This window comes from Maridesulfovibrio salexigens DSM 2638, assembly GCF_000023445.1.
Classification (GTDB): Bacteria; Desulfobacterota; Desulfovibrionia; order Desulfovibrionales; family Desulfovibrionaceae; genus Maridesulfovibrio; species Maridesulfovibrio salexigens.
Genome location: NC_012881.1, coordinates 315,477 through 337,009, shown reverse-complemented (window position 1 = coordinate 337,009; position 21,533 = coordinate 315,477). Strand labels below are relative to the sequence as shown.

Genomic DNA, 21,533 nt, shown 5'->3' with positions numbered 1-21,533 from the left:
TTTATTTAGCTCCATATGTGTTTATGATGTTGATCAAATCAGAAGAAGATGGATTGTCTACGTTGATGCCGTTGCTTTCCATCTCCTTGTATGGAGCTAAATAATCACTCTTGGCTTTTTCATATTTTGATTTGCTGCTCTCTCTAGCACTTTCTATTCTTTTTAACTCTCCATCCTTCACACCGGAGAAGTCCATTAAATTAGTAGCTATTCCAAGCTGTGCTTGAAGTGCCAATTGTTCTGATAAAACTGCTATGATTTGAGTTAACAGCACATTAGTAAGGTCTTGTGCTTCTTTAATATTCTCTGTGTGGTCAATTTTATTTGTCAGTTCTTCAATTCCTGCAAAACGTTCCTTCATACCTTTTAAGAGCTTTTCCGAATGATTTAAGGCGTTTTTTAATCCATTCTGGCGAATCTCGTATTTCATGGAAAGGGTTTCCCATGGGTTGTAATCAGGGGACCGGGGGTCACCAAATATTTTATCAAGAGCAACTTCTGGATTCGTAAAATCTCCAAGCTCCCCAATAATAGACATTATGGCCTGTCCTTGATCCAGCAAAGTGTTCGGAACAGCCTCTATCTGAGATTTTATGCTTTTGATTTTACCAACTAAATCCTTTCCTTGATTGTAGTATCCTTTTACCTGGTCTTTAATATCGTTAAGTTCTTTAAGCTGCTCGGTAGCCATTTTGTATGTGTCCTGCAGGACCTTAATTTCTTGCAACTGGTTAGCTATCTGTTCCTTTGCAGCCGCAAGCTGTAACTGCGCCTCTTTGAGCTGCTGAACATAGTAGCCATATGAGCCGGGATCACTGACAGTCATTGCTTCAGCTTTCATTGGAAAGAAACCCAGAAGAATAAAAAACGCAGCACAAGCAGCCACAATATTTTTCGTAGTAACTGCGTATATATCGAGAGAAATTTGCCTCGCTAGGGCTTCCCTTCTGATTTCCTCATCAAGCTCTTTTTCTTCTCTGATAAGTTTTTGCCTTTTCCTCTTGATTTGTAGCTTACGTTCTTTAAGCTCTGCTAATTCAATAAGCTCTTTGTAATACAAAGAACGCCCTCTCGGACTCTGGCAAAGGGCATGAAGGATTCTGACAAACTCAGTTGTTCTATTTGAAAACTTTATAAGAAGCTCTTCGAATGAAAGAGCACACAGTGATGAAATAGCCATAATTTCTCCTGTATTTCTGTTGCGCTTATATTTATGGCATTGCCTTGAGCAGCATGAGATTGGTACCTCAAAGCTCCATAAGCTACAGTTTTAGACAAAGTGTAACTTATGGTTGAGGCTTTCCCGCCGGGCCATTTTTTGATGTAGTGGTGCTATCTTCCCGCATGGAGACTAGTTTTCTATTGCAGCAGTCCTGTTTTTAATCCCCAGAACTTTTCAAGAACACATGCTAACGGAAGCTAAAAATTGAGTTCTGAGGTACCAGACACTCCACTCTGTATCGCAGGACTCGGCGATCATCTCTTTGTCGCGTAGATGTTCCGGCAAATCCACGAAGAGGGTTTTGCTTTTACGCTCTGGCATTGCTACCCCCTTTCTGCTCATAAATGTGCTTTCGCCAATAGTTCTTTAAAAAAACATCATCGGGAATGCCGATTTTTTTTGTACTAAGAATTTCTTCTCGTTCCTCTGCGGACAATTCAAGCAACCAGATTTCATACTGAGCATCCATTTCCCGTTTCTTGGCCTCCTTAAGGACTCTCAATCGTTCTTCAGCAGCATCAGCGGCTTGCTCTTCAGCTGTTTTAAACCCTTCTGGCTTATCGAGCCTCCCAAAGCGTAGGAGAGCTTGAAAGATATAACCAAGGGGCTTTTCAACGGGTTTACCCTTATGATCTTTGAACCCACCGTTTTCGATTTCATAGTTCGCAAACTCTAAGGACGTCAGCACCATATGAAGAGACTTCCGTGGCTTGTCTCTTTTTTTGACGATTTGCTGCAATTGGTCAGCTCCGAACCCAATTCCTGCGAGAGCGGGATATTTGCTATTTATTTCTTCATCAGTCACCGCGAGAATTTTCAAAGCCTCTTCAGAGTAAGTAGAATTATTAATACTACTTACTATACTAGGTTGAAATCCCGTAACGGCTGCGGGTGCAACTGACGCCTCATTCAGGATAAAATTCTGATAATGGTTGCAGACTGGCTTCAAGTTAACCTCAAGCCCTTGAAAGCGTCCGTCCCGGATTTTCCTTTTCGTCAGAAAACTTTCATACGCAAATTTTGTTAATATTCTCTGTACAGTATCAACACTGACACCTGTTGCGTAGTGTATATCAATGCACCTTATTTTGAAGCAGGAACCAACCCCGTATTCCTTGATCAGAAATGAAAGGATCACATTCATATTCTTGGTAAGGCTGGTAAAAACAGATTTCAGTGAGGCTTTATTTGCCCCGTCAATTGCACCGCGATTCGCGGCGGCAATTGCGGATGCATTGACATTTGAAGGGGCATCGGTGCGGGCATTTGCAGCGACTATTTTAAGCTTACCTTGGGGCATGAGTATCCCCCTTTTCAAAGGCAAAACTTCTGGTGCTTAACCACGTAAGCAGCTCTTCGGTTCGATATGCAACTTTACCGCTGATTTTGATTTTGGGCGGCCCTTCGCCGAGACTGTCGAGATTCGCAAGGCTCTTGGAGGATATGACCCCGCCAAGAAATTTTTCAACATGGCTGCGGCTAATAATGGGGGGTAACTTTTCTGCCAAATCTACAAGTGAAGTTTGAACTTTTCTCATATGATTTCCTATTGCTGTGTCCTTAGCCAACGTATTTGTTGATAAGGAGCGTTTGTAATTTTTGGGCAAAACAAAAAATCATTTGCATAGCTCTTGATTTTTTGCCCAAGCATTCCGCCATGGACATATGGGAATCACCTTAAACACATTTTTTAATTCTGCGCAATAAAGTTAATTATTTCAGCATTATAGAATGCAAGAATTCAAGAATTCTTTAATTCACACTAGCTGCTGTTCTCTACAAAATAGCTTCTGGTACTGCCGAACTAAGTTTGGTGTTCGTGATGTTGAATATCCCCTGTGAACACATAGGAATCACCATAAACACATTTTCAAGCTCAGCGCAATAAAGCTAATTATTTTAGTGCATTGTAATACAAAAATACAGTATTTTTGTGTTTTTGTGATATTGTAAGACAATCCGAAATCAACTCGATATTAAAAAGAGGCATTCGCAGGTTCAACCTTTCATTGGGTCATATGGGGACAAAAACGGGGACAAACCATATTTTAGACAAAACAAAAGGGCTTACACATTAAGTGTAAACCCTTGATTTTGTTATGGAGCCAACGATCGGAATTGAACCGACGGCCTGCTGGTTACGAATCAGCTGCTCTACCGACTGAGCTACGTTGGCTTTTGATATCTACCACATATATCAGGCATTAAACTCCGGTCAAGCCGAAAAGACTCGGTTATTAACTACTACTGAGGGCTTTATGCAAGTACATCAACCGGACACACAAAGAGATTGACGATTCTAATAGTGAATGCCATAACCTACATGAGGTATTTTAAAAATAACCACCATGTAAGGAGCACTGTTTTATGAGGTCATCAGGCATACACCAAACAATATCACTATTCATACTGACGTGCTGTACTCTTATAATGGGATGTGGCTCAGTTACGGTGTCAGAAACGCGATATTACGCAGTGAGCAACGCTGACGGCGAAGCAAATATCTACAGGCTCAAAATCGAAGCCGATACAGACTTCACGGAAGGGAAATATGCTTCAGGATGGTACCCGAAAAACAGCGTTGACAGCTTAACCGGAGCCGTAAATGCAGATCAGGCTGTGAAGGACTTAGCCACCCGTAAAGCAATCGAAGATGCAATCAATTCAGAAGTTGAAAAAACATACAAAAACTGGCTCAAGGTTGCTTCAAACAGCAATTCCACAGATAAGGAGCGAGAAAGAGTTCTAAATACTCTCCGCCTCGTCACATCATTCCCTGCAAGACAAGGAGAAGGGATTAACAGAGAAGGGATGGTATACATTGAATTCGATCCAACTGCCGGAGTACGATTACGCCACTCTGATGAAAAAATGGTCTTCATGCTTTCCTCGGACCCCTCAAAAGTAATTAACGCCATTAACAGCTTCACCCAGTCCACAGATACAGCTTTAAGCATCACCCAACTTTCCTCACTGTTCGGCAATCAAGCCAACGGTGAATATAGTGTCGTAATAGAAGATATTGCAGCCTACAAAAACAAATGCACTCTAATTTCCCAAAAAATGTCTGCTGTATCGGCAATCGAAACTAAGGATGAAACGTCCAGAAAGTCCAAAGTTATTGAGCTTGAAAATCTTATAGAAATGCTGAAAAGCATGAATTAAGGAGAACTTCCATGATTAAAAAAACTTCATCATTGATACTCCTTATATTGGTATTTATGGCTCTTGGATGCAGTAAGGCCACACTTTCTACAGAACTGGCTATTTATACTGGAGAACTGCAGACATCCTATATGAACGAAACGGAGCTAGATTACTTATTAATCACTTTGGACAACAAAAGAATAAAAGCAGAGAAAATTGCCAAAGACAGAACTCTTCTGGCTGAAAAAACAATGGAAATATTATATCTGGGTTGCCTAGCCAATAACATACAATCTGCTCAAAAATGCACGGATAAATGGAAACAAGGCAGCATGCATACTCAGAAAGAAGACTTCATTACAAAAGTTGAGAGCCAAAAAGAATTAATAATTTCCAATATAGATGCTATCAAAAAACTTATTGCTATGTATCGTGAACGGCTCAATAAACCTGATCCCAACGAAGCCTCTTTAGCAAAATCAGCGGGTAAGATACTCAAGATGTCTGAACGTGTAGAAGTTCAAACCGAGAAACTCGCCGGCCCACTAGAGACTAAATTCGAAAATGAAATTGCCAGCAATGCAAACCTTATTACTAAGGTCGCTTTAGAACGAGCACAAAAGAATAACAAAAACGCATACAATAAACTAAAACAAGAGATCAATAAACTTTCAAACGTCCAAAGAGATACTAAAGCACAGATTGAAGAAAAACCAATTCAGGTAAAGATAGACAAAACCGACAATCAGAACCTTAACGAAATCGCCAAATCACTTAGCTTGCAAACCAGCCAGATATATAGACTTCAGGACCCAGCTGATCCTATATGGAAAATTGTTACCAAAAAAGAAAACTTGTCTAAATGGAATGTTATGGGAGGCAGAACCTTCGCAAGCGCAGACGGCGAAGTAAATATTGTCATGGTTCAAGATACTCCTATGAACCCGCGAATACAGAAAGTTCATGGAGATCCCTCCAGCACCATTGAAAGTCAACTGATGATTGGCCGAGCGGTCAGCAGTACTGCCCTGCAAATAGCTCAAATGGCTACCGGAACAAAACTGCCATCAATTCCAAGTGTGCCTCCCTCAAATAAATCGGACGATGCACAACAACAGGTCCAACAAAGTGCAAGTCTTGGAACAGCCAAAGTTAAGCTATCCTCATTGCAAACTAAATACGAAGCTGCAAAACGGAAATTTATCCGCAGATTAGAAGAACTCAATAAAGAATTAGCAACTGCTACTAAAGCGAATATTCCCAGCATCGCCAGTAAAATTAATGGGGCATTGGAAGCTTTTATAATTGAATGCAATCAAATGGCACAAAATTGACCATAAGAAAGGCCCCTGTCACACAAGACAGGGGCCTTTAATTTCTACAAATCAATATAATACTAAACCAGTTTCTTAGCGGCAGCGAGGGCGGCATCATAGTCCGGTTCCTCGGTAATTTCATTTACATACTGTACGTACTGAACTTCACCGGACTTATCGACTACGAAAACTGCACGGCTGAGAAGGCGCAGTTCTTTGATCAACACGCCGTAAGCTTCTCCAAAAGAAGACTCTTTATAATCGGAGAGGGTCTGCACTGCTTCGACTCCGGCAGCACCGCACCAACGGGCCTGAGCAAATGGCAGGTCCATGGACAGAGTCAGGATCTTGATGTCTTCGCCAAGAGATGCAGCCTCGTTGTTGAACCTACGGGTCTCCATATCGCAGACCGGAGTATCAAGAGAAGGTACTGCACTGATGATCAAAACTTTTCCTGCAAAATCAGACAGAGCTTTGGGAGCAAGTCCATTGTCAGTAACGTTGAATCCGGGAGCTTTGTCGCCCACTTTAATTTCAGTTCCAAGAAGAGTCAGGGGATTGCCCTGAAAAGTGATTATTCCTGTTCTTTCATTCATGGTTTAACTCCATTGATTTAATTCTAGTTGATTAACCGATAGCACAACCGGGAAATTCCGACAACAAACATCCGAAATAAATAATCACAGCCCTAATTCTTCAATAAAGCCTTCACCGAAAAATCGTAATCGGCGTTTGTCTTATTGTAGACTTTTGAAAATTTCCTGAAATCAATATTAGACCAGTCGCGGGAGCCAAATCTTTTTAAAAAACGCTCCACATTATGTTCATCAACAACGCAAAAAATCCTCTTCCTGATCGATGGACCTGCTTTTCCAATAAAATCATAGCCGTGGTGATAATCATAAAGCATGACCAGCCCCCAGCCTCCTGTCATAAAATGACCACCCACCGAAAAAGCCAAAGAGCCTTCTCTTACTGCCTCCAGTGCAGGTTTGTCCCAATTTATTCCACCGACCAAGACATCCTTGCCCGGAATTAGGCCATTCTCTTTTATGCCCTCAATGGCACCCAGAGCCATAGGATCATTAGCCGCCCAGATAACATTGACTTTGGGGTCACGTACTAAAAATTTGCTTACCAAATCAAAGGCCTTGTCTTTGCGCCACAAGCAATGAATTTCAGGAAGAATTTTTGCTTCGAAAAAATCGGCACGGGCATACCCCAACCCGGCATTCCTGAGCAGAGTTGCCTGAGTAACATAGTCTCCGGCAATAGGTAAAAGCTTCACATCTTTTTCAGCAATACCCTGCTCTGCGGCCTTTTCTATCAACTTCTTTGCCAGATTATATCCGGCCCAACGGTTATCGGGGACCAGACCGCCAATCCAGTTCTTGTATTTCCCTCTAGGTTCTCCCAGCGTCTTGGCCTGATCGCCATAAAAATCCAATAAGAGATTGAAAACCTTAACTCCTTTTGCATCCGCATGGGCAATTATCTTCCCGGCAGCAAGCTTCTCGTTAACTACTATAAGATAATCAGGAAGGTGCTTACGGCTAAGTACTTCTTCAGCCTCTTTAACCATTAGCACATGGTTACGCTCAGAATATATGACTTCCAGATCTATACCCAAATCATCTGCGGCGGCCTGCATGAAAGAACTAACCTCAAGCCAGAATCCACCAGTGGGATCACTTGGATCAGATTTACCGGGATTAAGAAAGACAACCTCCATCCTATCAGTCAACTCATTGCTATCCTTACAAAAAGATGCTGTCGGGAGGGTAAATATAAAAATGCAAAGCGAAACAAAAATTAAGAAAAAATAACGCACGCGCACCACCTGCTGCTCACATGACATAATGCATAACCATCACTACAATCGGGCATTATATGCCAAAAGTAACTCAATATGACATTATAACATAAGCTGCAGGTAAATAAAAATCAGACTGCATAAAAATGCATGCATTATCGTGAAATTGACAAGGAAATAAACATCAAATAACAGCTGATATCATACATCAATTATAACCAAGGATTTAACTAATGAAAATAATGACAAAAGCATTTATGGTGATGGCATTACTTTTTATAGTTTGCGAAAGTGCAATTGCTCAAAACGACTTCAACGCACAAGGAAGCACTATAGTTCCGAACATTTGGACCTGTTATCCTAATGCAAATTATTACTACATTCCATATTTCACCGTTACAAATATAACCGGAGAAGAAGTCCAGTGTAGAATAACTGTCTACGACCATGCAGGAAATGATCTTACTCAGTATAGCAAAATATATTCTGGAGGTACTACCTGGGGATTGATTTCAAGTGGAACAGGAGATTTCACCCTCCCTGCCCATTCTACAAGAATGTATTCCCTCAAACCAGAAGGAACATCAGTGTGGACTATTGGACACGCAGTAATTGAATGGAAGTCAAACGACTCAAGACTTAGAAAAGCACTTGTTGCTGGTATGACTCTTCAAACGTCAAACAACCAAGGTTTTGGAATTGCCCTTTCCGATATTAACAACGGACAGCCATTCTAAAAAAATTACTTTGGGCAAGGCACCAAGCCTTGCCCAACTTTACACTGCATGCAAAACTACAGATAAAGCCTTAAAGCAAAACTCTACCTCAGCACCCTCAGCCAAACCTTCTTCTTCAATTGACCATGAGGTCACCAGTGCACACATCTGGACTCCGCCTTTGGATTCACCGGAAACTTCTGCCAGAATTTCTGTCTGTTTGATTGATGTTACTTTCGCAGGAACGCAATTGCGGGAGCTTGTGCCCTTTCCCCTTAGCGGACGGACCGCCACCAGTGGAGCTTTGACTGTAGCGGAAACTGAAACCCCAGCTTCAAGATCAAGTTTGTATAAACTTTCTAGGGTGATAACCGAGCTGATAGTAAATCCTTCGGCGGTCTCAAATTCTACATCTGCCAACACACCGTCACGGCGCACTGAACTTACCTGACCAATAAAAGTATTACGGGCACTGGACTTAAGCGCGGTCTCCTCAAGAGCCATTCTTCGGACAATGTTCTTCACATCACCGGAGGACCATTCCTGATAGACTGCTGCAAGATCTGCGGAAGACTGCCCAAGAACCTTACGAACCACTCCCAACGGAACGCCGTTACGCAATAATTCCACAGCCCGTGAGCGGCGCAGCACCGAAGGCGCGCCTTTTTTGCGTTCCAGTCCGCAGGCATCGGCCCGCTCATAAAAAATTCTCCGCACATAGCCGGGGTCAAGATGGAAAAGTTCCCCCTCAAGCCCGCTTCCCATAGGACCGTCAATCAATCCCTTGAGTTCACGACAGACTGATTGCGGCAAAGGCACTTCCCTCTCATGTCCATCCTTGCCGAGCATAATTACAGCCTTGGAAAGATCAATCTTGCTGCGCTCATCAAGTCCGAGAATCTCACCAAGCTTGGCTCCGGTATGCCTCAGAATCAGAAACAGGCAATAGACCCTTGTGCGGGACCGGACGTAATCTGCACGTACAACCCTATCCTTCCAGCTGCGGAATTCTCCTTCGAGGGCAGATAGTTCCCGACCATCAAGATGAAGAATATTTTCAGGCACATCAAATACTTTCGACGGAGCAAGCCTGCTTTCTCCAGCCTGAGATTTTTTATTTCCAGTCCCTTTGTTCTGCACTTGAATAACCCTTCGAGCAGTCACGTTTTTATTAGAATGCGTGACCGGTTTGAATTTTTTACCGCTCCCTGCATAAGCATAAGACACTGATAAAGCCAATTCAGGAAGACCTCAATTTCAAAATGGAGAATAGATAATGAAACGAATCAGTGCCCTCATCCTCACCCCGCTTTTGATCCTATTGCTTGCTTTGCCCCTTACAGCCAGCGCCGCCGACCTTATGATCGCGCAGGCAGCCAACTTCATGCCCGCCATGAAAGAAATCATCCCCGCTTTCAAAAAAGCCAGTGGCCTTGAAGTTCAAGCCACATACACCTCCACGGGAAAACTATACGCTCAGATAGTGAACGGTGCTCCCTTTGATCTCTTTCTAGCTGCGGATGAACGCCGTCCCCAGAAACTTTTTAACGATGGATTGACTGAAACACCATTCGTCTATGCCAAGGGCAAAGTGGTTCTCTGGTCTAAGGACAAGAAAAATATAGGAAATAGCTGGCAGGAAACAATAAAGGCCGGCAAGCTCAATAAAATTGCCATCGCCAACACAGAAACCGCCCCCTACGGAACCGCCGCAATGATCGCTTTGCAGCACGCAAAGCTCTGGGAGCAGGTCAAACCGGAACTCGTTTATGCCCAGTCCATTGCACAAGCTTTTCAGTTTGCTTCCACAGGGGCTGCAGATGCCGGATTCTGCGCGTACTCATCCATGTTCACCCCCACAGGCAAAAAAGGCCGCTTTGCAGTAGTAAAAGAAGCGCCTCCGGTAATTCAGGCCGCCTGTATTCTCAAATCATCTGAGCACAAAATTGCAGCCATAAAATTTGTTGAATTCCTGTCCGGCCCCGAAGCTACCGCCATCAAAAAAAAATACGGGTATGACTAATGGATTTCTACCCGCTTTATATCTCTGCCAAGCTGGCTGTGGCTACGACCATGTTCATCCCGATTGTTGCCGCGCCTATTGCTTACATCCTTGCTTTCGTTGATTTCAAAGGCAAAAGCTTGATTGATGCTGTTGTTTCTCTCCCCATGGTGCTTCCTCCCACGGTCCTCGGCTTCGGACTGCTCATAGTCATGGGACCGCAGGGACCGCTGGGAGGATTCTGGAAGGACCTTACCGGAGAGCGCATGGTCTTCAGCTTTTCCGGCATATTGCTGGCCTCACTGGTGTATAACCTTCCTTTTGCGGTGCAACCCATGCGTGCGGCTTTTGAAAAACTGGATATACGGCTGCTGGAGAACGCTGCGGTACTGGGGCTTTCCTCAACAGCAACCTTTTTCCGGGTAGTGCTGCCCAACAGCCTGCCCGGACTGGCGGCTTCTGCCATGCTGGTGTTTGCCCACAGCCTTGGTGAATTCGGAGTTATCCTCATGGTCGGCGGGTCCATTCCCGGCTCAACTAAAGTCGCTTCCATCGCCATTTACGAAGCAGTTGAAGCCATGCGTTATGACGATGCCATGTACATGTCGCTGGCAATCATCCCGGTCAGTTTTCTGGCCCTGTTAGCCATAAATCGACTCAATAAAGTCAGCCGGAGCAGATCATGACCCTGAAAATTAATATCCGAAAACAGCTGCCCAATTTTGCTTTGGATGTTGCCCTGAACTGTAAACCCGGCACCCTGACCGCTATCGTAGGTCCTTCCGGTGCCGGAAAAAGCACCTTGGTACGCATCATTGCCGGATTGGAAAGACCGGACAGCGGAAGCATCTCGCTTAACGCTAAGATATGGGTGGACACTGCCACACAAAACTTTGCCAAACCCCAGCAGCGGGGACTGGGTCTTGTTTTTCAGGAATACACTCTGTTCCCGCATCTTAATGTGCGCAAGAACGTAGCCTTTGCCGCAAAGGACAAGGGGTGCGTTCCCGGACTGCTGGATAAATTCGGAATCGCCCACATCGCTGAAAGCAAACCTTCCAATATCTCCGGCGGAGAACGCCAGAGAGCCGCTTTTTGTCAGGCTCTGGCCCGCGAACCTGTACTGCTGTTGCTTGATGAACCGTTCTCCGCACTGGATATCGCCACCCGCGAAGGACTGCGTAAGGAATTACGCGAACTGAAAAGTGAGTTGAACATCCCCATCATCCACGTAACCCATGATCTGGAAGAAGCCTACTATTTAGCCGACTCCATCTTCGTGCTCGAAAACGGACAGGAATCACCGCAGTGGCTGGAACGCCAGCGCAACAGATTCTGCCCTGAGCCTAAACCACATCCACACCTTGAACTTGTAGGAAATCTGTAATGAAAAAGATATCTACCCTGCTGCTTCTGATTCTGCTAGCTGTACCCGCTGCCGCCCAAGCAAAAATTGTCATTGCTTCAGGAGCGGGATACCGTTCACTGGTGGACAAACTGACTGCAACCTATACTGCTCAATCAGGAAACGAGGTCGAGCGGGTATACGGAAACATGGCCCGGGTCACAGCACAGGCCCGCAACAGCGGTTCTGTAGATCTGGTCCTCGGTGACAAATCTTTTCTGGAGAAAGCAGATCTCGACTGTTGCGCAACCCAAAAAGTAGGTCGGGGCCGACTGGTTATCGCTTATCCCAAAGGCAAAAGCTTTAACGGTTCAGACGACCTTCTTTCAAAGGACGTTTCACGCATCGCTCTGCCTGATACCAAGCGGGCCATTTACGGCAAAGCAGCACAGCAATATCTGAAAAATAAAAAAATCTTCGCCAGCCTTGAACCGAAACTGCTCATGGTTGCCACTGTGCCGCAATCGGCATCATACGTGGTGGCGGGTGAAGTGGACTATGCCTTCATTAACCTGACTCACGCCCGCAAAATCAAGGATTCCATCGGTGGATTCGTGATTGTGGACGAGACAACTTATTCGCCCATCTCCATTATTGTGGAACAGATGAGCAACTCCGAGCATACTGCAGAATGCACTGCATTCATGGACTTCCTGAAATCAGAGGAAGCACGCAAAATTGTAGCTGCCCACGGTATGCAGGACTAAAAGCATGGACATTGGGGCTATCCTCTCCGACAGCGCAACACTCAGCCCGCTGGCCCTCTCTGCCAAGGTCATGGGGGTAGCGGGTGTGTTGCAGCTGATTGCAGGAGTTCCGCTGGCATTCTGGCTTTCGCGGAGTAAAGGGGTGCTGCATAATTTCATAGACACTGCCGTGACCCTGCCGCTGGTATTTCCTCCAGTGGCAACGGGATTCGTGCTCCTCTTCCTGCTCGGCAGACGCGGCCCTGCTGCCGAACTTTTCGGGGACAGCATTATCTTCGGCTTTCCCGGTCTGGTGGTGGCGGCTTTTATTGCCGGATTGCCGCTCTTGGTCAAACCGGTGCAAGCAGCATTGAAATCAGCCGAAGCAGCAAAATTGCACGAGGTTGCAGCAGTCTTAGGAAAATCCGAAACAGAGATATTCCTGAAAGTTCTGCTCCCCTGCACTAAAAGAGCTATCGCTGCCGGCACCCTGCTGGCCTTGGCCCGTTCACTTGGTGAAGTAGGCATGAGCCTCATGCTTGGCGGCAACGTGATAGGCCGCACCAACACACTTTCACTTGAAATATACAACGCGGTCTTCAACGGTGAATTTGAACGGGCAGCAGTCCTCTCGTCCATCATCGGCATCGCTTCCATAACCATTTTCAGCGCGCTGAAAAAATTTTCTGACGCGGAATAAAAAGGAATCAGAATGAAAGAATCAATTTTAAAAGAGGTCCAGTCCCGGGCCTACGATATCTGGAAATCAGCTGGCATACTCGATGAAAGCATTGAAGTTAAAGCACGAACCTTGAGCACTGAAGAAGCCATAGGCAATCCTGAAGGTGACGACTTCCCGCTTCTGCGCGGTAAGGAAAAACTAATGGAAGCTGAATTCCGAGGCTACAAGGGACAGGCCTTCACTGACCGCTATGGGGATTTCAGCAATACCCTGCGTGAAATAGCAGAAATGGACCTAACCAATAACTTTCGCCGCGCTATCTTCGTTTCCGCACTTAATGCTGTGCAATGCAGCCTCGGCAATGCCGAACGAACTATTCATTGTAAGGACGAGGGTCCGGCTCTCTGCGCTCCTCAACTTGGCGATTATATTGCAAAAGAATACGGCAACCCCAAACTGGGACTCATCGGTTTTCAGCCGGCTATGATCAAAGCCCTTTCCGGTCGTTTTGAAATGCGCATAGTAGATCTCGATCCAGACAATATCGGGACGGTAAAATGTGGAATCAATGTGGAAGGACCGGATAATACGGCTGAAGTGCTTGATGATGTAAACCTGTTGGTTGTCACCGGGTCAACCATAGTTAACGATACCATCGGCAACTTCCTTCGTGATGACAAACCGACAATTTTCTTCGGCACTACCGTATCCGCTGCCGCGGAAATGATGGGCTGGCAACGATTCTGCTGCCAGAGTTCTTAATAACATCAATTACCTGCCGGAATTTAACCTCATTTTTCCGGCAGGTTGCCATTCTGCACATATCGGTTGCACCCCTGCAAAAACCGCCTGCCTCCTGATCTGAAACTGTTTCAATTCTGCACAGTCAGCTTCTGACACATTGCCTTGTGACAACTGTCCCAAAATGACACACAGTCCATGAGGCCAGCTTTTTATGCGAACTTTCACACATTAAACTAACTATCATAGCGAACAAATAAAACCCTGTAAAAATATTTTTAAAAATATTGATCCAGTCACAAAAACCACCATTCCTTCAACTGCCTGTTTTTATTGATTATGTCATTTTGGACCTAATTTTGCTGTAGAATCCAGTCAAATGAGGTGCGTCCCAAACAGCCCTGATGAATCAAAGGCTGTGCAAGTTTGTCCAAAATGGAACGATTCCAAACCACCAATATATTGGTGTTCCTTGACTTATTGTATCCAGTTGGACATATAAACCCCAAGCTCATAGAGTTACTTTCACAGTCTTTCTCTAGTGAGTCAGCATCTAAAATTATGTCTTTTTTGATATATCGATAAAGATTTAGCTGACACGAAAAAACGGATCAGGCTGCTTCAAACCGCAATACAGCCGTTACTCACAAATTCAACCCGGAGCCTTAACTCATGATGAAAACTGTTCCTGTTCAGGACTCCATCGGTAATGTCCTCTGCCATGACATGACCCGAATCGTCCCCGGAGAATACAAGGGCCCTGCCTTTAAGAAAGGACATATCATCACCCCGGAAGATATTCCGGTACTCTTAGAAATCGGCAAGGAGCATGTTTACATCCTTACCCTCGAAGACGGACAGCTGCACGAAAACGATGCCGCAAGACGCATTGCCAAAGCTGCTGCCGGACCGGGAATAACTCTCACTGATATCAGTGAGGGACGTATTAACATGGTCGCTTCACCGGGCTTGCTTTGTATCAATGTGGAAGCCCTGAACCGCATCAACTGTATCGACGAAGTTGTGCTGGCCACCCTGCACAACGGCATCCAGATCACTGAATCCCGCGAAGTTGCCGGAACCAGAGTTGTTCCGCTGGTTATCGATGAAAGCAAGATCGAGCAGGTTGAAGAAATCTGCCGTGAATGCGGTCCCATTGTCAGCGTGAAGCCTTTCCGCAATCTCAAAGTGGGTCTGATCACTACCGGAAGTGAAGTCTATCACGGCCGGATTAAAGACAAATTCGGTCCGGTTATCCGCAAAAAATTTTCCAAACTCAATTCAGAAGTCATCGGCCAGACCTTTGTCAGCGATGATCCCGATATGACCAGCACCGCGATCCTCAAGGCAATTGATGACGGAGCGCAAATGGTGGTGGTCACCGGCGGCATGAGCGTCGACCCTGACGACCAGACCCCGGCATCCATCCGGGCCACAGGTGCTGAAATAGTTACCTACGGCTCCCCCACCTTCCCCGGAGTAATGTTCATGATCGGCTATCTGAACGGCGTACCCATTGTCGGGCTGCCGGGCTGCGTCATGTACTACCGGGCCAGTATTTTCGACCTTATAGTTCCGCGGATTGTGGCTGGCGAACGCCCCACCCGCATGGAAATCGCCGAGTTGGGCCACGGTGGTTTCTGCGCCGGTTGCGATACCTGTCGCTACCCGCTGTGTTCTTTCGGTAAATAGAGGATAGTTCGACGTCCTTTTCGGACGCCTGCTAATAAACAGCAGTAATTCAAGGAGGTTCTCCCCATGCTTAAACGGACTCTAAAAGTTAACGGCGTAGAGAAGTTCATCATTTGCGACAATGATGATACCCTCGCCAGTGTTCTGCGTGAAAAACTCGGTCTGCTCAGTGTTAAGATCGGTTGCGGAACCGGACAGTGCGGTAGCTGCTCCGTCATCATCGACGGCAAACTCAAGCGCACTTGTGCCCTCAAAATGAAACGGGTTGAAGATTTCACTGAGATACTCACTACTGAAGGTATCGGTACCCCCACCAAGCTGCACCCCATCCAGCTCGCATGGATTGCCCACGGCGGCGCACAGTGCGGTTTCTGTACTCCCGGTTTTGTTGTTTCCACCTACGCTCTGCTTATCGCCAATCCCAAACCTACCCGCGAAGATATCCGCGAATGGTTCCAGAAGCACCGCAACGCATGCCGCTGCACCGGTTACAAACCGTTGGTTGACGCAGTTCAGGACGCAGCAGCAGTTATGCGCGGCGACATGAGCGAAGATGAACTGATGTTCAAAATGCCCGAAGACCAGCGCATCTGGGGTTCCAAATATCCCCGTCCCACCGCAGTTGCCAAAGTTACAGGTACTCTCGAATACGGTGCAGACCTCGGTCTGAACATGCCCGAAGGTTCCCTCAAGTGCGCTCTGGTACAGGCTGAAGTTTCCCACGCCAACGTTATCTCCATTGATACTTCCGAAGCAGAAGCAATGGAAGGCGTTGAAAAGGTTGTTACCTACAAAGACATCAAGGGTAAAAACCGCATTACCGGTCTGATCACCTTCCCCACCAACAAAGGTGACGGTTGGGACCGCCCCATCCTCGCAGATGAAAAGATCTTCCAGTACGGTGACGCTATCGCCATCGTTTGTGCTACTTCCGAAAAAATCGCGAAAGCAGCAGCCAAGAAGGTAAAAGTAGAACTGGAACAGCTGCCCGAATACATGGATGCTCCTTCCGCTATGGCTGAAGACGCAATAGAAATTCATCCCGGCACTCCCAACGTTTACTTTGAACAGAAGATCGTTAAGGGTGAAGACACTGCTCCTATCATGGACAAAGCAGACGTTGTGCTTGAAGGCTCCTACTATGTACAGCGCCAGCCGCACATGCCCATCGAGCCGGACGTAGGTTTCGCTTTCATCGATGATGACGGCAAACTCAACATCCACTCCAAATCCATCGGCCTGCATCTGCACGCAGCCATGATCGCTCCCGGTCTCGGTGTCGAGCTGGAAAACCTGATCATGGTTCAGAACTACGCCGGCGGTACCTTCGGTTACAAGTTCTCCCCCACCATGGAAGCACTGGTCGGCGCAGCCTGCCTCGCAACCGGAAAGCCTGTATTCCTGAACTACACTTGGGAACAGCAGCAGCAGTACACAGGTAAACGCTCTCCCTTCTTCACCGACATCCGCCTTGCTGCAAGCAAAGACGGTGAACTGCTCGGTATGGAAACCGACTGGATCTGCGACCACGGTCCCTACTCCGAATTCGGTGACCTGCTGACCCTGCGCGGCGCACAGTTCATCGGTGCCGGTTACAAACTGGAGAACATCCGCGGCCTCGGTAAAACCGTCTGCACCAACCACGCCTGGGGTTCCGCTTTCCGCGGTTACGGTGCTCCTGAAAGTGAATTCGGCTATGAAGTCATGATGGACGAACTGGCAGAAAAGATCGGCATGGACCCCTTCGATCTGCGCGAAAAGAACGTCTATCGCGAAAGCCAGGGCGACACCACTCCCACCGGCTGTAAACCTGAAGTATACTGCCTGGAAGACATCTTCACCGCCGGTCGTCCCAAGTACGAGGAAATGAAGAAATGGGCTGCTGAAGATGCAGCTGAAGGCTTCAAACGCGGCGTTGGTATCGCAGTTGGTATCTACGGTTCCGGTCTTGACGGACCTGACACCGCAGAATCCGCAATCGAACTGAACAAAGACGGTTCTGTAACCCTCTTCAACTGCTGGCATGACCACGGTCAGGGTGCGGACATCGGTTGTCTGGGTACTGCTCACGAAACCCTGCGTCCCCTCGGCCTCAAGCCTGAGCAGATTCATCTGGTTATGAACGACACCCGCAACTGCCCCAACGGTGGCCCCGCAGGTGGTAGCCGCTCACAGGTTGTGATCGGTAACGCAATTATTGCAGCATGCCGCAACCTGATGGATGCAATGCGCAAAGCAGACAACTCCTACATGAGCTATGACGAAATGGTCGCAGCCGGTAAAGAGCTCCGTTACGAAGGTAAATGGTCCGCTCCGGCAACCGATTGTGATGAAAACGGTCAGGGTAGCCCCTTTGCCTGCTACATGTACGGTCTGTTCATGTCCGGCGTAGAAGTTGAAATCGCAACCGGTAAAGTTCAGGTTGAAAAGATGAAACTCGTTGCCGACATCGGTAAGATCAACAACAAACTTGCTGTTGACGGTCAGATGTACGGTGGTCTGGCACAGGGTGTCGGTCTGGCCCTCACTGAGGACTACGAAGACATCAAGAAGCACTCCACCATGGTCGGTGCTGGCTTCCCCTACATCAAACAGATTCCCGATGATATCGAACTCGTATACGTTGAAACCGAACGTCCCGACGGCCCGCACGGTGCCTCCGGTGTTGGTGAGCTTCCGCTGACCACCCCGCACGCTTCTGTTATCAACGCTATCTACAATGCCTGCGGCGCACGCGTAACCCATCTCCCGGCTCGCCCCGAGAAGGTTCTCGCTGCAATGAAAGGCTAATTAGTTAAATGTAATCCGGATTCGGGTGCATGCACTCGAATCCGGATTTATTTTGCCTCAGGCTGAGACGCATCAAAACTTTTTATCGAGGCTTCGCCGCTATGGATCAAAAAAATTTACGCGACTGGGAAGCTAGGTGTACTCAGGAAGAGCCGCCTAAATGTAAAGCCCGCTGTCCGCTGCATGTGGATGGACGGGAATTTTGCCGTTCATTGGCAGCAGGTCAGATAGATAAGGCCTGGGCCGTGCTCTGCAAAACCATGCCGTTTCCTGCCATTACTGCCCGCATCTGTGACGGAGACTGTCAAAACGACTGTCTGCGCTCTCAAAAAGGCGGCGGTATTGAGCTGGCCGCGATGGAACGGTTTGTTGCGGACAATGCCAAACGCTCACCCATGATCCGTGCTTTGCCTCCCAAAGGTAAAAACATTGCTATTTTCGGTGCCCATCTAGCAGCTATGACAGCGGCATGGGACCTCGGCAAGAAGGGATTTACCGTTATTGTTTTCTGCGAAGACAAGCTTCAGGGCTTCGAAAGTCTTCCGGCAGATAAAGTCAGCAATGAAATCATTGAAAAAGAACTGGCTCAGCTCGGCAAAATGAATGTTTCCTTTGCGGAACACGGCAAGCCTGAGCCGCAAACAATTATGGCCGCCCGCGAAAGTTTTGATGCAGTATTTGTCGATCCACTGGTATACAACACTTCACAACTGGGAATTAGTGAAGTGGATCCCGGCACTTTGCAAACTAACATTGAATTCCTGTTCGCCTCTCCGGATGCAAGCGGAAAATCAACCCTCGAACTCCTCGCGATAGGCCGCAAGGGTGCGCTTTCCATTGAACGTAAACTCCAAAATGCATCCCTTACTGCCGGACGCGACCGCGAAGATCCTTTTGAAACAAGACTCTTCACCAATATCAGCAAAGTTGAAGCAGTCCCCCCGGTAAACGTCCCTGCCGAAGGTTATTCTTCGGAACAGGCCCGAGAAGAAGCTTCCCGCTGCATGCTCTGTGAATGCATGGAGTGCGTGAACAATTGTGCATATCTAGAAGAATTCAAGAGCTACCCCAAGGCGTACGCCCGTCAGATATACAACAACGCCTCCATTGTTATGGGCACCCGCATGGCTAACACCATGATCAATTCCTGTATGCTCTGCGGACTCTGCGAAAAAGTCTGCCCTGAAAATTTCGCCATGCAGGACCTCTGCCTCGAAGCACGGCAGGATCTTGTAAAGAAAGGACACATGCCGCCATCAGCCCATGAATTCGCCTTTCGCGATATGGATTTTGCAGACTCCTCATCCTGTGCGCTGGTCAAACACCAGCCGGAAAAATCAACAAGTGCACGAGTTTTCTTCCCCGGATGCCAGCTAAGCGCATCCGACCCCGGAGCCATAGAGCGGACATACGCACATCTTTGCTCCAAGTTAGATGGTGGAACCGGACTTATGCTTCGCTGCTGCGGCGCCCCTGCCGACTGGGCCGGACAGCAGGAAATGTTTGATCGCAAGATGGAATCTCTGAAACGTGATTGGGAATCACTTGGACGTCCGCAGATTATCGCTGCATGTCCGTCCTGTATGGAAAGCCTGCATAAGGGATTACCCGAGGCGGATGTCATTTCCCTTTGGTCAATCCTAAGCTCTGAAGCGAGACAGCTTGATCAGCACCCGGAAGCCGAGCTGCTTTCATTGCAGGATCCTTGTTCAGCACGCGAAAACCATGAACTTATGAATGATGTGCGTCTACTGCTCAGCAGAATGGATGTCACATTTGAGGAACCGGAACTTTCCGGGACTCATACCGAATGCTGCGGCTTCGGCGGATTGCTGGCAAATGCCAATGAACCGCTTTCCCGCAAAGTAGCTGAACGCAGGGCCGAAAAGCTGGATCATGACGGCATTACTTACTGCGCCATGTGCCGTGACATGCTTTCCAAGGCAGGAAAACGCTGCCAGCACATTCTCGACATCCTTTTCCCTGACGGCAAAGAAGATCCGGCCGGACGTATCGCCCCCGGTTACTCTGCACGCCGTGAAAACAGGGTTCGTTTGAAAGAAACCCTGCTCCGCGAAACATGGAACGAACAACCCGAACCACGCAACGATTATGAAACCGTAGCCGTGGAATTCACTCCAGAAGCCACAAAAATGATGGAAGAACGGCGCATCCTTTTGTCAGACGTACAAAAGACGCTGCATTCTGTGCAGGATTCAAAGCAAGTACTTGAAAATACAGAAAGTGGACACCTACTGGTACAGTTTCGACCGGTTACAGTAACCTACTGGGTAGAATACGAAATGAAAGACAATACTTATTTGGTCCATCGAGTCTGGTCCCACCGCATGCGGGTACTGGGATAAGGAAAAATATTTCAAATTTATTTTTCCAACAAATTTACAGAGATAAATTGTTGAATACGGCTCAAGGAGGCAACTAATGAGTACTATGAAAGTTCTTGATGAAGATTTTTCTTCTTGGAAATGTGCAACGTGCGGGCACAACCTGAATCCTTCGCCTGTTGAGTTGGAATATCTTGATAGCAGGTTCAATGTAGAATTACCCGCATGCCCGGATTGCGGATTCGTGCTTATTCCCGAAGAACTGGCGCTGGGCAAAATGGCCGAAGTGGAACGGATGCTGGAGGACAAATAATGACTGGTACTCCGCTCTGGGAAAAATCCATCCTTCGCGATGCCGCCGGAAACACCCTGCGCCCCGGTGGATTCACCATCACTGACCGTGCTGTTGAACTGGCCCGGCTCAAATCAGGTGCACGGGTGCTTGATGTTGGGTGCGGACTGGGCGCAACAGTTGAGCATCTGCATGAAAAACACGGTTTCAACGCTTTCGGCATGGATTATTCTCCACGCCAGCTTTCTGAAGCACCGGCAGAGCTCCCGCTTACCCGCGCGGACGGTTCAAATCTACCCTATGCAGACTCCAGTTTTGAAGCCGTTTTCTGCGAATGTGTACTGTCTCTGATCCCTAATAAGGAAAAGGCGATTCTAGAATTCAAGCGAGTACTCACAAAAGGCGGCAAATTAATTATCAGCGACCTTTACCAGCGCGGGAAAGGGCTTGACCAATGCAGCGACGGATCATGTGCAAGTACGCCGCTTTATCTAAAACGCATAGAGCAGATATTTAAAGAGAACGGGATGCAGATAACATCAATCGAAGACTATTCCCGATTACTGGTTGAACTGGCTGCAAAGCTGGTCTTCGCCGGGGAAAAAAATCCCACCGCAGGGCAGAATTGCTGCGACCGCCCCGGTTATATGTTGTTGATCGCAGAGTGTTAATCCCCCTCGCCGC

At 47.2% G+C, this 21,533-nt stretch carries 21 protein-coding genes and 1 tRNA gene; 14 read left to right on the top strand and 8 right to left on the bottom strand.

Annotation, left to right across the window (positions count from 1 at the left end; translation table 11 throughout):
- Position 1: 1 nt before the first annotated feature.
- From DESAL_RS01595 to DESAL_RS01580, 5 genes are all read right to left on the bottom strand, one after another.
- The gene (locus DESAL_RS01595; protein ID WP_012765909.1) at positions 2 to 1,180 is read right to left on the bottom strand and encodes a TrbJ/VirB5 family protein; all 1,179 of its coding nucleotides are present in this window, start codon (positions 1,178 to 1,180) and stop codon (positions 2 to 4) included.
- Between the two features lie 216 nt (positions 1,181 to 1,396).
- A complete protein-coding gene (locus DESAL_RS20165) occupies positions 1,397 to 1,543 on the bottom strand; it encodes a hypothetical protein (RefSeq protein WP_012765908.1) in 147 nt (48 codons plus the stop codon).
- Positions 1,530 to 2,522, bottom strand: a complete 993-nt coding sequence (locus DESAL_RS01590; protein ID WP_012765907.1) for a hypothetical protein — start codon at positions 2,520 to 2,522, stop codon at positions 1,530 to 1,532. The genes DESAL_RS20165 and DESAL_RS01590 overlap by 14 nt, the downstream gene beginning before the upstream one ends.
- Positions 2,509 to 2,760 (bottom strand): hypothetical protein, encoded by a 252-nt coding sequence (locus tag DESAL_RS01585; protein WP_012765906.1) that lies wholly within the window; start codon positions 2,758 to 2,760, stop codon positions 2,509 to 2,511. Before DESAL_RS01585 ends, DESAL_RS01590 begins: the two co-directional genes overlap by 14 nt.
- A gap of 562 nt (positions 2,761 to 3,322) precedes the next feature.
- Positions 3,323 to 3,398, bottom strand: a tRNA-Thr gene (locus tag DESAL_RS01580).
- Between the two features lie 191 nt (positions 3,399 to 3,589).
- Here DESAL_RS01580 and DESAL_RS01575 point away from each other — a divergent pair.
- Both DESAL_RS01575 and DESAL_RS01570 read left to right on the top strand, forming a co-directional pair.
- On the top strand, positions 3,590 to 4,387 hold the full coding sequence (locus DESAL_RS01575; RefSeq protein WP_012765905.1) for a hypothetical protein: 798 nt from the start codon (positions 3,590 to 3,592) through the stop codon (positions 4,385 to 4,387).
- An 11-nt stretch (positions 4,388 to 4,398) separates the two neighbouring features.
- On the top strand, positions 4,399 to 5,703 hold the full coding sequence (locus DESAL_RS01570; protein ID WP_012765904.1) for a hypothetical protein: 1,305 nt from the start codon (positions 4,399 to 4,401) through the stop codon (positions 5,701 to 5,703).
- A gap of 62 nt (positions 5,704 to 5,765) precedes the next feature.
- Here DESAL_RS01570 and tpx read toward each other — a convergent pair whose 3' ends face one another.
- Together tpx and DESAL_RS01560 are read right to left on the bottom strand one after the other, a co-directional pair.
- Entirely contained in the window at positions 5,766 to 6,281 is a 516-nt protein-coding gene (gene tpx / locus DESAL_RS01565) for a thiol peroxidase (protein WP_012765903.1), read from the bottom strand.
- A 92-nt stretch (positions 6,282 to 6,373) separates the two neighbouring features.
- Complete coding sequence (locus DESAL_RS01560; RefSeq protein WP_197528770.1) at positions 6,374 to 7,429, bottom strand: ABC transporter substrate-binding protein; 1,056 nt, start codon at positions 7,427 to 7,429, stop codon at positions 6,374 to 6,376.
- Between the two features lie 302 nt (positions 7,430 to 7,731).
- Here DESAL_RS01560 and DESAL_RS01555 point away from each other — a divergent pair, with 302 nt between their 5' ends.
- Positions 7,732 to 8,235, top strand: a complete 504-nt coding sequence (locus DESAL_RS01555) for a hypothetical protein (protein WP_012765901.1) — start codon at positions 7,732 to 7,734, stop codon at positions 8,233 to 8,235.
- Between the two features lie 39 nt (positions 8,236 to 8,274).
- Here the strand turns inward: DESAL_RS01555 and DESAL_RS01550 are convergent, their stop codons facing one another.
- Positions 8,275 to 9,354, bottom strand: a complete 1,080-nt coding sequence (locus DESAL_RS01550; RefSeq protein WP_157046907.1) for a TOBE domain-containing protein — start codon at positions 9,352 to 9,354, stop codon at positions 8,275 to 8,277.
- A 136-nt stretch (positions 9,355 to 9,490) separates the two neighbouring features.
- Between DESAL_RS01550 and modA (DESAL_RS01545) the strand changes: the two genes are divergently transcribed.
- The 11 genes from modA (DESAL_RS01545) (at position 9,491) to trsM (ending at position 21,520) form a co-directional block, all read left to right on the top strand.
- The gene (gene modA / locus DESAL_RS01545) at positions 9,491 to 10,237 is read left to right on the top strand and encodes a molybdate ABC transporter substrate-binding protein (RefSeq protein WP_012765899.1); all 747 of its coding nucleotides are present in this window, start codon (positions 9,491 to 9,493) and stop codon (positions 10,235 to 10,237) included.
- The gene (gene modB / locus DESAL_RS01540) at positions 10,237 to 10,902 is read left to right on the top strand and encodes a molybdate ABC transporter permease subunit (protein ID WP_012765898.1); all 666 of its coding nucleotides are present in this window, start codon (positions 10,237 to 10,239) and stop codon (positions 10,900 to 10,902) included. The genes modA (DESAL_RS01545) and modB overlap by 1 nt, the downstream gene beginning before the upstream one ends.
- Positions 10,899 to 11,603: an ATP-binding cassette domain-containing protein gene (locus DESAL_RS01535; protein WP_012765897.1), complete on the top strand. Its 705-nt coding sequence runs from the start codon at positions 10,899 to 10,901 to the stop codon at positions 11,601 to 11,603. The genes modB and DESAL_RS01535 overlap by 4 nt, the downstream gene beginning before the upstream one ends.
- Positions 11,603 to 12,328, top strand: coding sequence for a molybdate ABC transporter substrate-binding protein (gene modA, locus DESAL_RS01530; RefSeq protein ID WP_012765896.1), 726 nt, complete (start codon positions 11,603 to 11,605; stop codon positions 12,326 to 12,328). The genes DESAL_RS01535 and modA (DESAL_RS01530) overlap by 1 nt, the downstream gene beginning before the upstream one ends.
- Positions 12,329 to 12,332: 4 nt before the next feature.
- Positions 12,333 to 13,007, top strand: a complete 675-nt coding sequence (locus DESAL_RS01525; RefSeq protein WP_012765895.1) for a molybdate ABC transporter permease subunit — start codon at positions 12,333 to 12,335, stop codon at positions 13,005 to 13,007.
- Between the two features lie 12 nt (positions 13,008 to 13,019).
- The gene (locus DESAL_RS01520; RefSeq protein ID WP_012765894.1) at positions 13,020 to 13,751 is read left to right on the top strand and encodes a Rossmann-like domain-containing protein; all 732 of its coding nucleotides are present in this window, start codon (positions 13,020 to 13,022) and stop codon (positions 13,749 to 13,751) included.
- Between the two features lie 651 nt (positions 13,752 to 14,402).
- Positions 14,403 to 15,422, top strand: coding sequence for a molybdopterin-binding protein (locus DESAL_RS01515; protein ID WP_012765893.1), 1,020 nt, complete (start codon positions 14,403 to 14,405; stop codon positions 15,420 to 15,422).
- Between the two features lie 66 nt (positions 15,423 to 15,488).
- Positions 15,489 to 18,212 carry a molybdopterin-dependent aldehyde oxidoreductase gene (locus DESAL_RS01510; protein ID WP_012765892.1) on the top strand — a complete coding sequence of 908 codons (2,724 nt, stop codon included), beginning with the start codon at positions 15,489 to 15,491 and terminating at the stop codon, positions 18,210 to 18,212.
- A 101-nt stretch (positions 18,213 to 18,313) separates the two neighbouring features.
- On the top strand, positions 18,314 to 20,578 hold the full coding sequence (locus DESAL_RS01505; RefSeq protein WP_012765891.1) for a pyridine nucleotide-disulfide oxidoreductase/dicluster-binding protein: 2,265 nt from the start codon (positions 18,314 to 18,316) through the stop codon (positions 20,576 to 20,578).
- A 76-nt stretch (positions 20,579 to 20,654) separates the two neighbouring features.
- Positions 20,655 to 20,870 carry a DVU_1557 family redox protein gene (locus DESAL_RS01500; protein WP_012765890.1) on the top strand — a complete coding sequence of 72 codons (216 nt, stop codon included), beginning with the start codon at positions 20,655 to 20,657 and terminating at the stop codon, positions 20,868 to 20,870.
- Entirely contained in the window at positions 20,870 to 21,520 is a 651-nt protein-coding gene (gene trsM, locus DESAL_RS01495; RefSeq protein WP_012765889.1) for a DVU_1556 family methyltransferase, read from the top strand. Before DESAL_RS01500 ends, trsM begins: the two co-directional genes overlap by 1 nt.
- Positions 21,521 to 21,533 lie beyond the last annotated feature (13 nt).

Bases quoted from the DNA above. Each gene is read 5' to 3' on its own strand.
- DESAL_RS01595 (WP_012765909.1), bottom strand. From the start codon at position 1,180: ATGGCTATTTCATCACTGTGTGCTCTTTCATTCGAAGAGCTTCTTATA.
- DESAL_RS20165 (WP_012765908.1), bottom strand. From the start codon at position 1,543: ATGCCAGAGCGTAAAAGCAAAACCCTCTTCGTGGATTTGCCGGAACAT.
- DESAL_RS01590 (WP_012765907.1), bottom strand. From the start codon at position 2,522: ATGCCCCAAGGTAAGCTTAAAATAGTCGCTGCAAATGCCCGCACCGAT.
- DESAL_RS01585 (WP_012765906.1), bottom strand. From the start codon at position 2,760: ATGAGAAAAGTTCAAACTTCACTTGTAGATTTGGCAGAAAAGTTACCC.
- DESAL_RS01575 (WP_012765905.1), top strand. From the start codon at position 3,590: ATGAGGTCATCAGGCATACACCAAACAATATCACTATTCATACTGACG.
- DESAL_RS01570 (WP_012765904.1), top strand. From the start codon at position 4,399: ATGATTAAAAAAACTTCATCATTGATACTCCTTATATTGGTATTTATG.
- tpx (WP_012765903.1), bottom strand. From the start codon at position 6,281: ATGAATGAAAGAACAGGAATAATCACTTTTCAGGGCAATCCCCTGACT.
- DESAL_RS01555 (WP_012765901.1), top strand. From the start codon at position 7,732: ATGAAAATAATGACAAAAGCATTTATGGTGATGGCATTACTTTTTATA.
- modA (WP_012765899.1), top strand. From the start codon at position 9,491: ATGAAACGAATCAGTGCCCTCATCCTCACCCCGCTTTTGATCCTATTG.
- modB (WP_012765898.1), top strand. From the start codon at position 10,237: ATGGATTTCTACCCGCTTTATATCTCTGCCAAGCTGGCTGTGGCTACG.
- DESAL_RS01535 (WP_012765897.1), top strand. From the start codon at position 10,899: ATGACCCTGAAAATTAATATCCGAAAACAGCTGCCCAATTTTGCTTTG.
- modA (WP_012765896.1), top strand. From the start codon at position 11,603: ATGAAAAAGATATCTACCCTGCTGCTTCTGATTCTGCTAGCTGTACCC.
- DESAL_RS01525 (WP_012765895.1), top strand. From the start codon at position 12,333: ATGGACATTGGGGCTATCCTCTCCGACAGCGCAACACTCAGCCCGCTG.
- DESAL_RS01520 (WP_012765894.1), top strand. From the start codon at position 13,020: ATGAAAGAATCAATTTTAAAAGAGGTCCAGTCCCGGGCCTACGATATC.
- DESAL_RS01515 (WP_012765893.1), top strand. From the start codon at position 14,403: ATGATGAAAACTGTTCCTGTTCAGGACTCCATCGGTAATGTCCTCTGC.
- DESAL_RS01510 (WP_012765892.1), top strand. From the start codon at position 15,489: ATGCTTAAACGGACTCTAAAAGTTAACGGCGTAGAGAAGTTCATCATT.
- DESAL_RS01505 (WP_012765891.1), top strand. From the start codon at position 18,314: ATGGATCAAAAAAATTTACGCGACTGGGAAGCTAGGTGTACTCAGGAA.
- DESAL_RS01500 (WP_012765890.1), top strand. From the start codon at position 20,655: ATGAGTACTATGAAAGTTCTTGATGAAGATTTTTCTTCTTGGAAATGT.
- trsM (WP_012765889.1), top strand. From the start codon at position 20,870: ATGACTGGTACTCCGCTCTGGGAAAAATCCATCCTTCGCGATGCCGCC.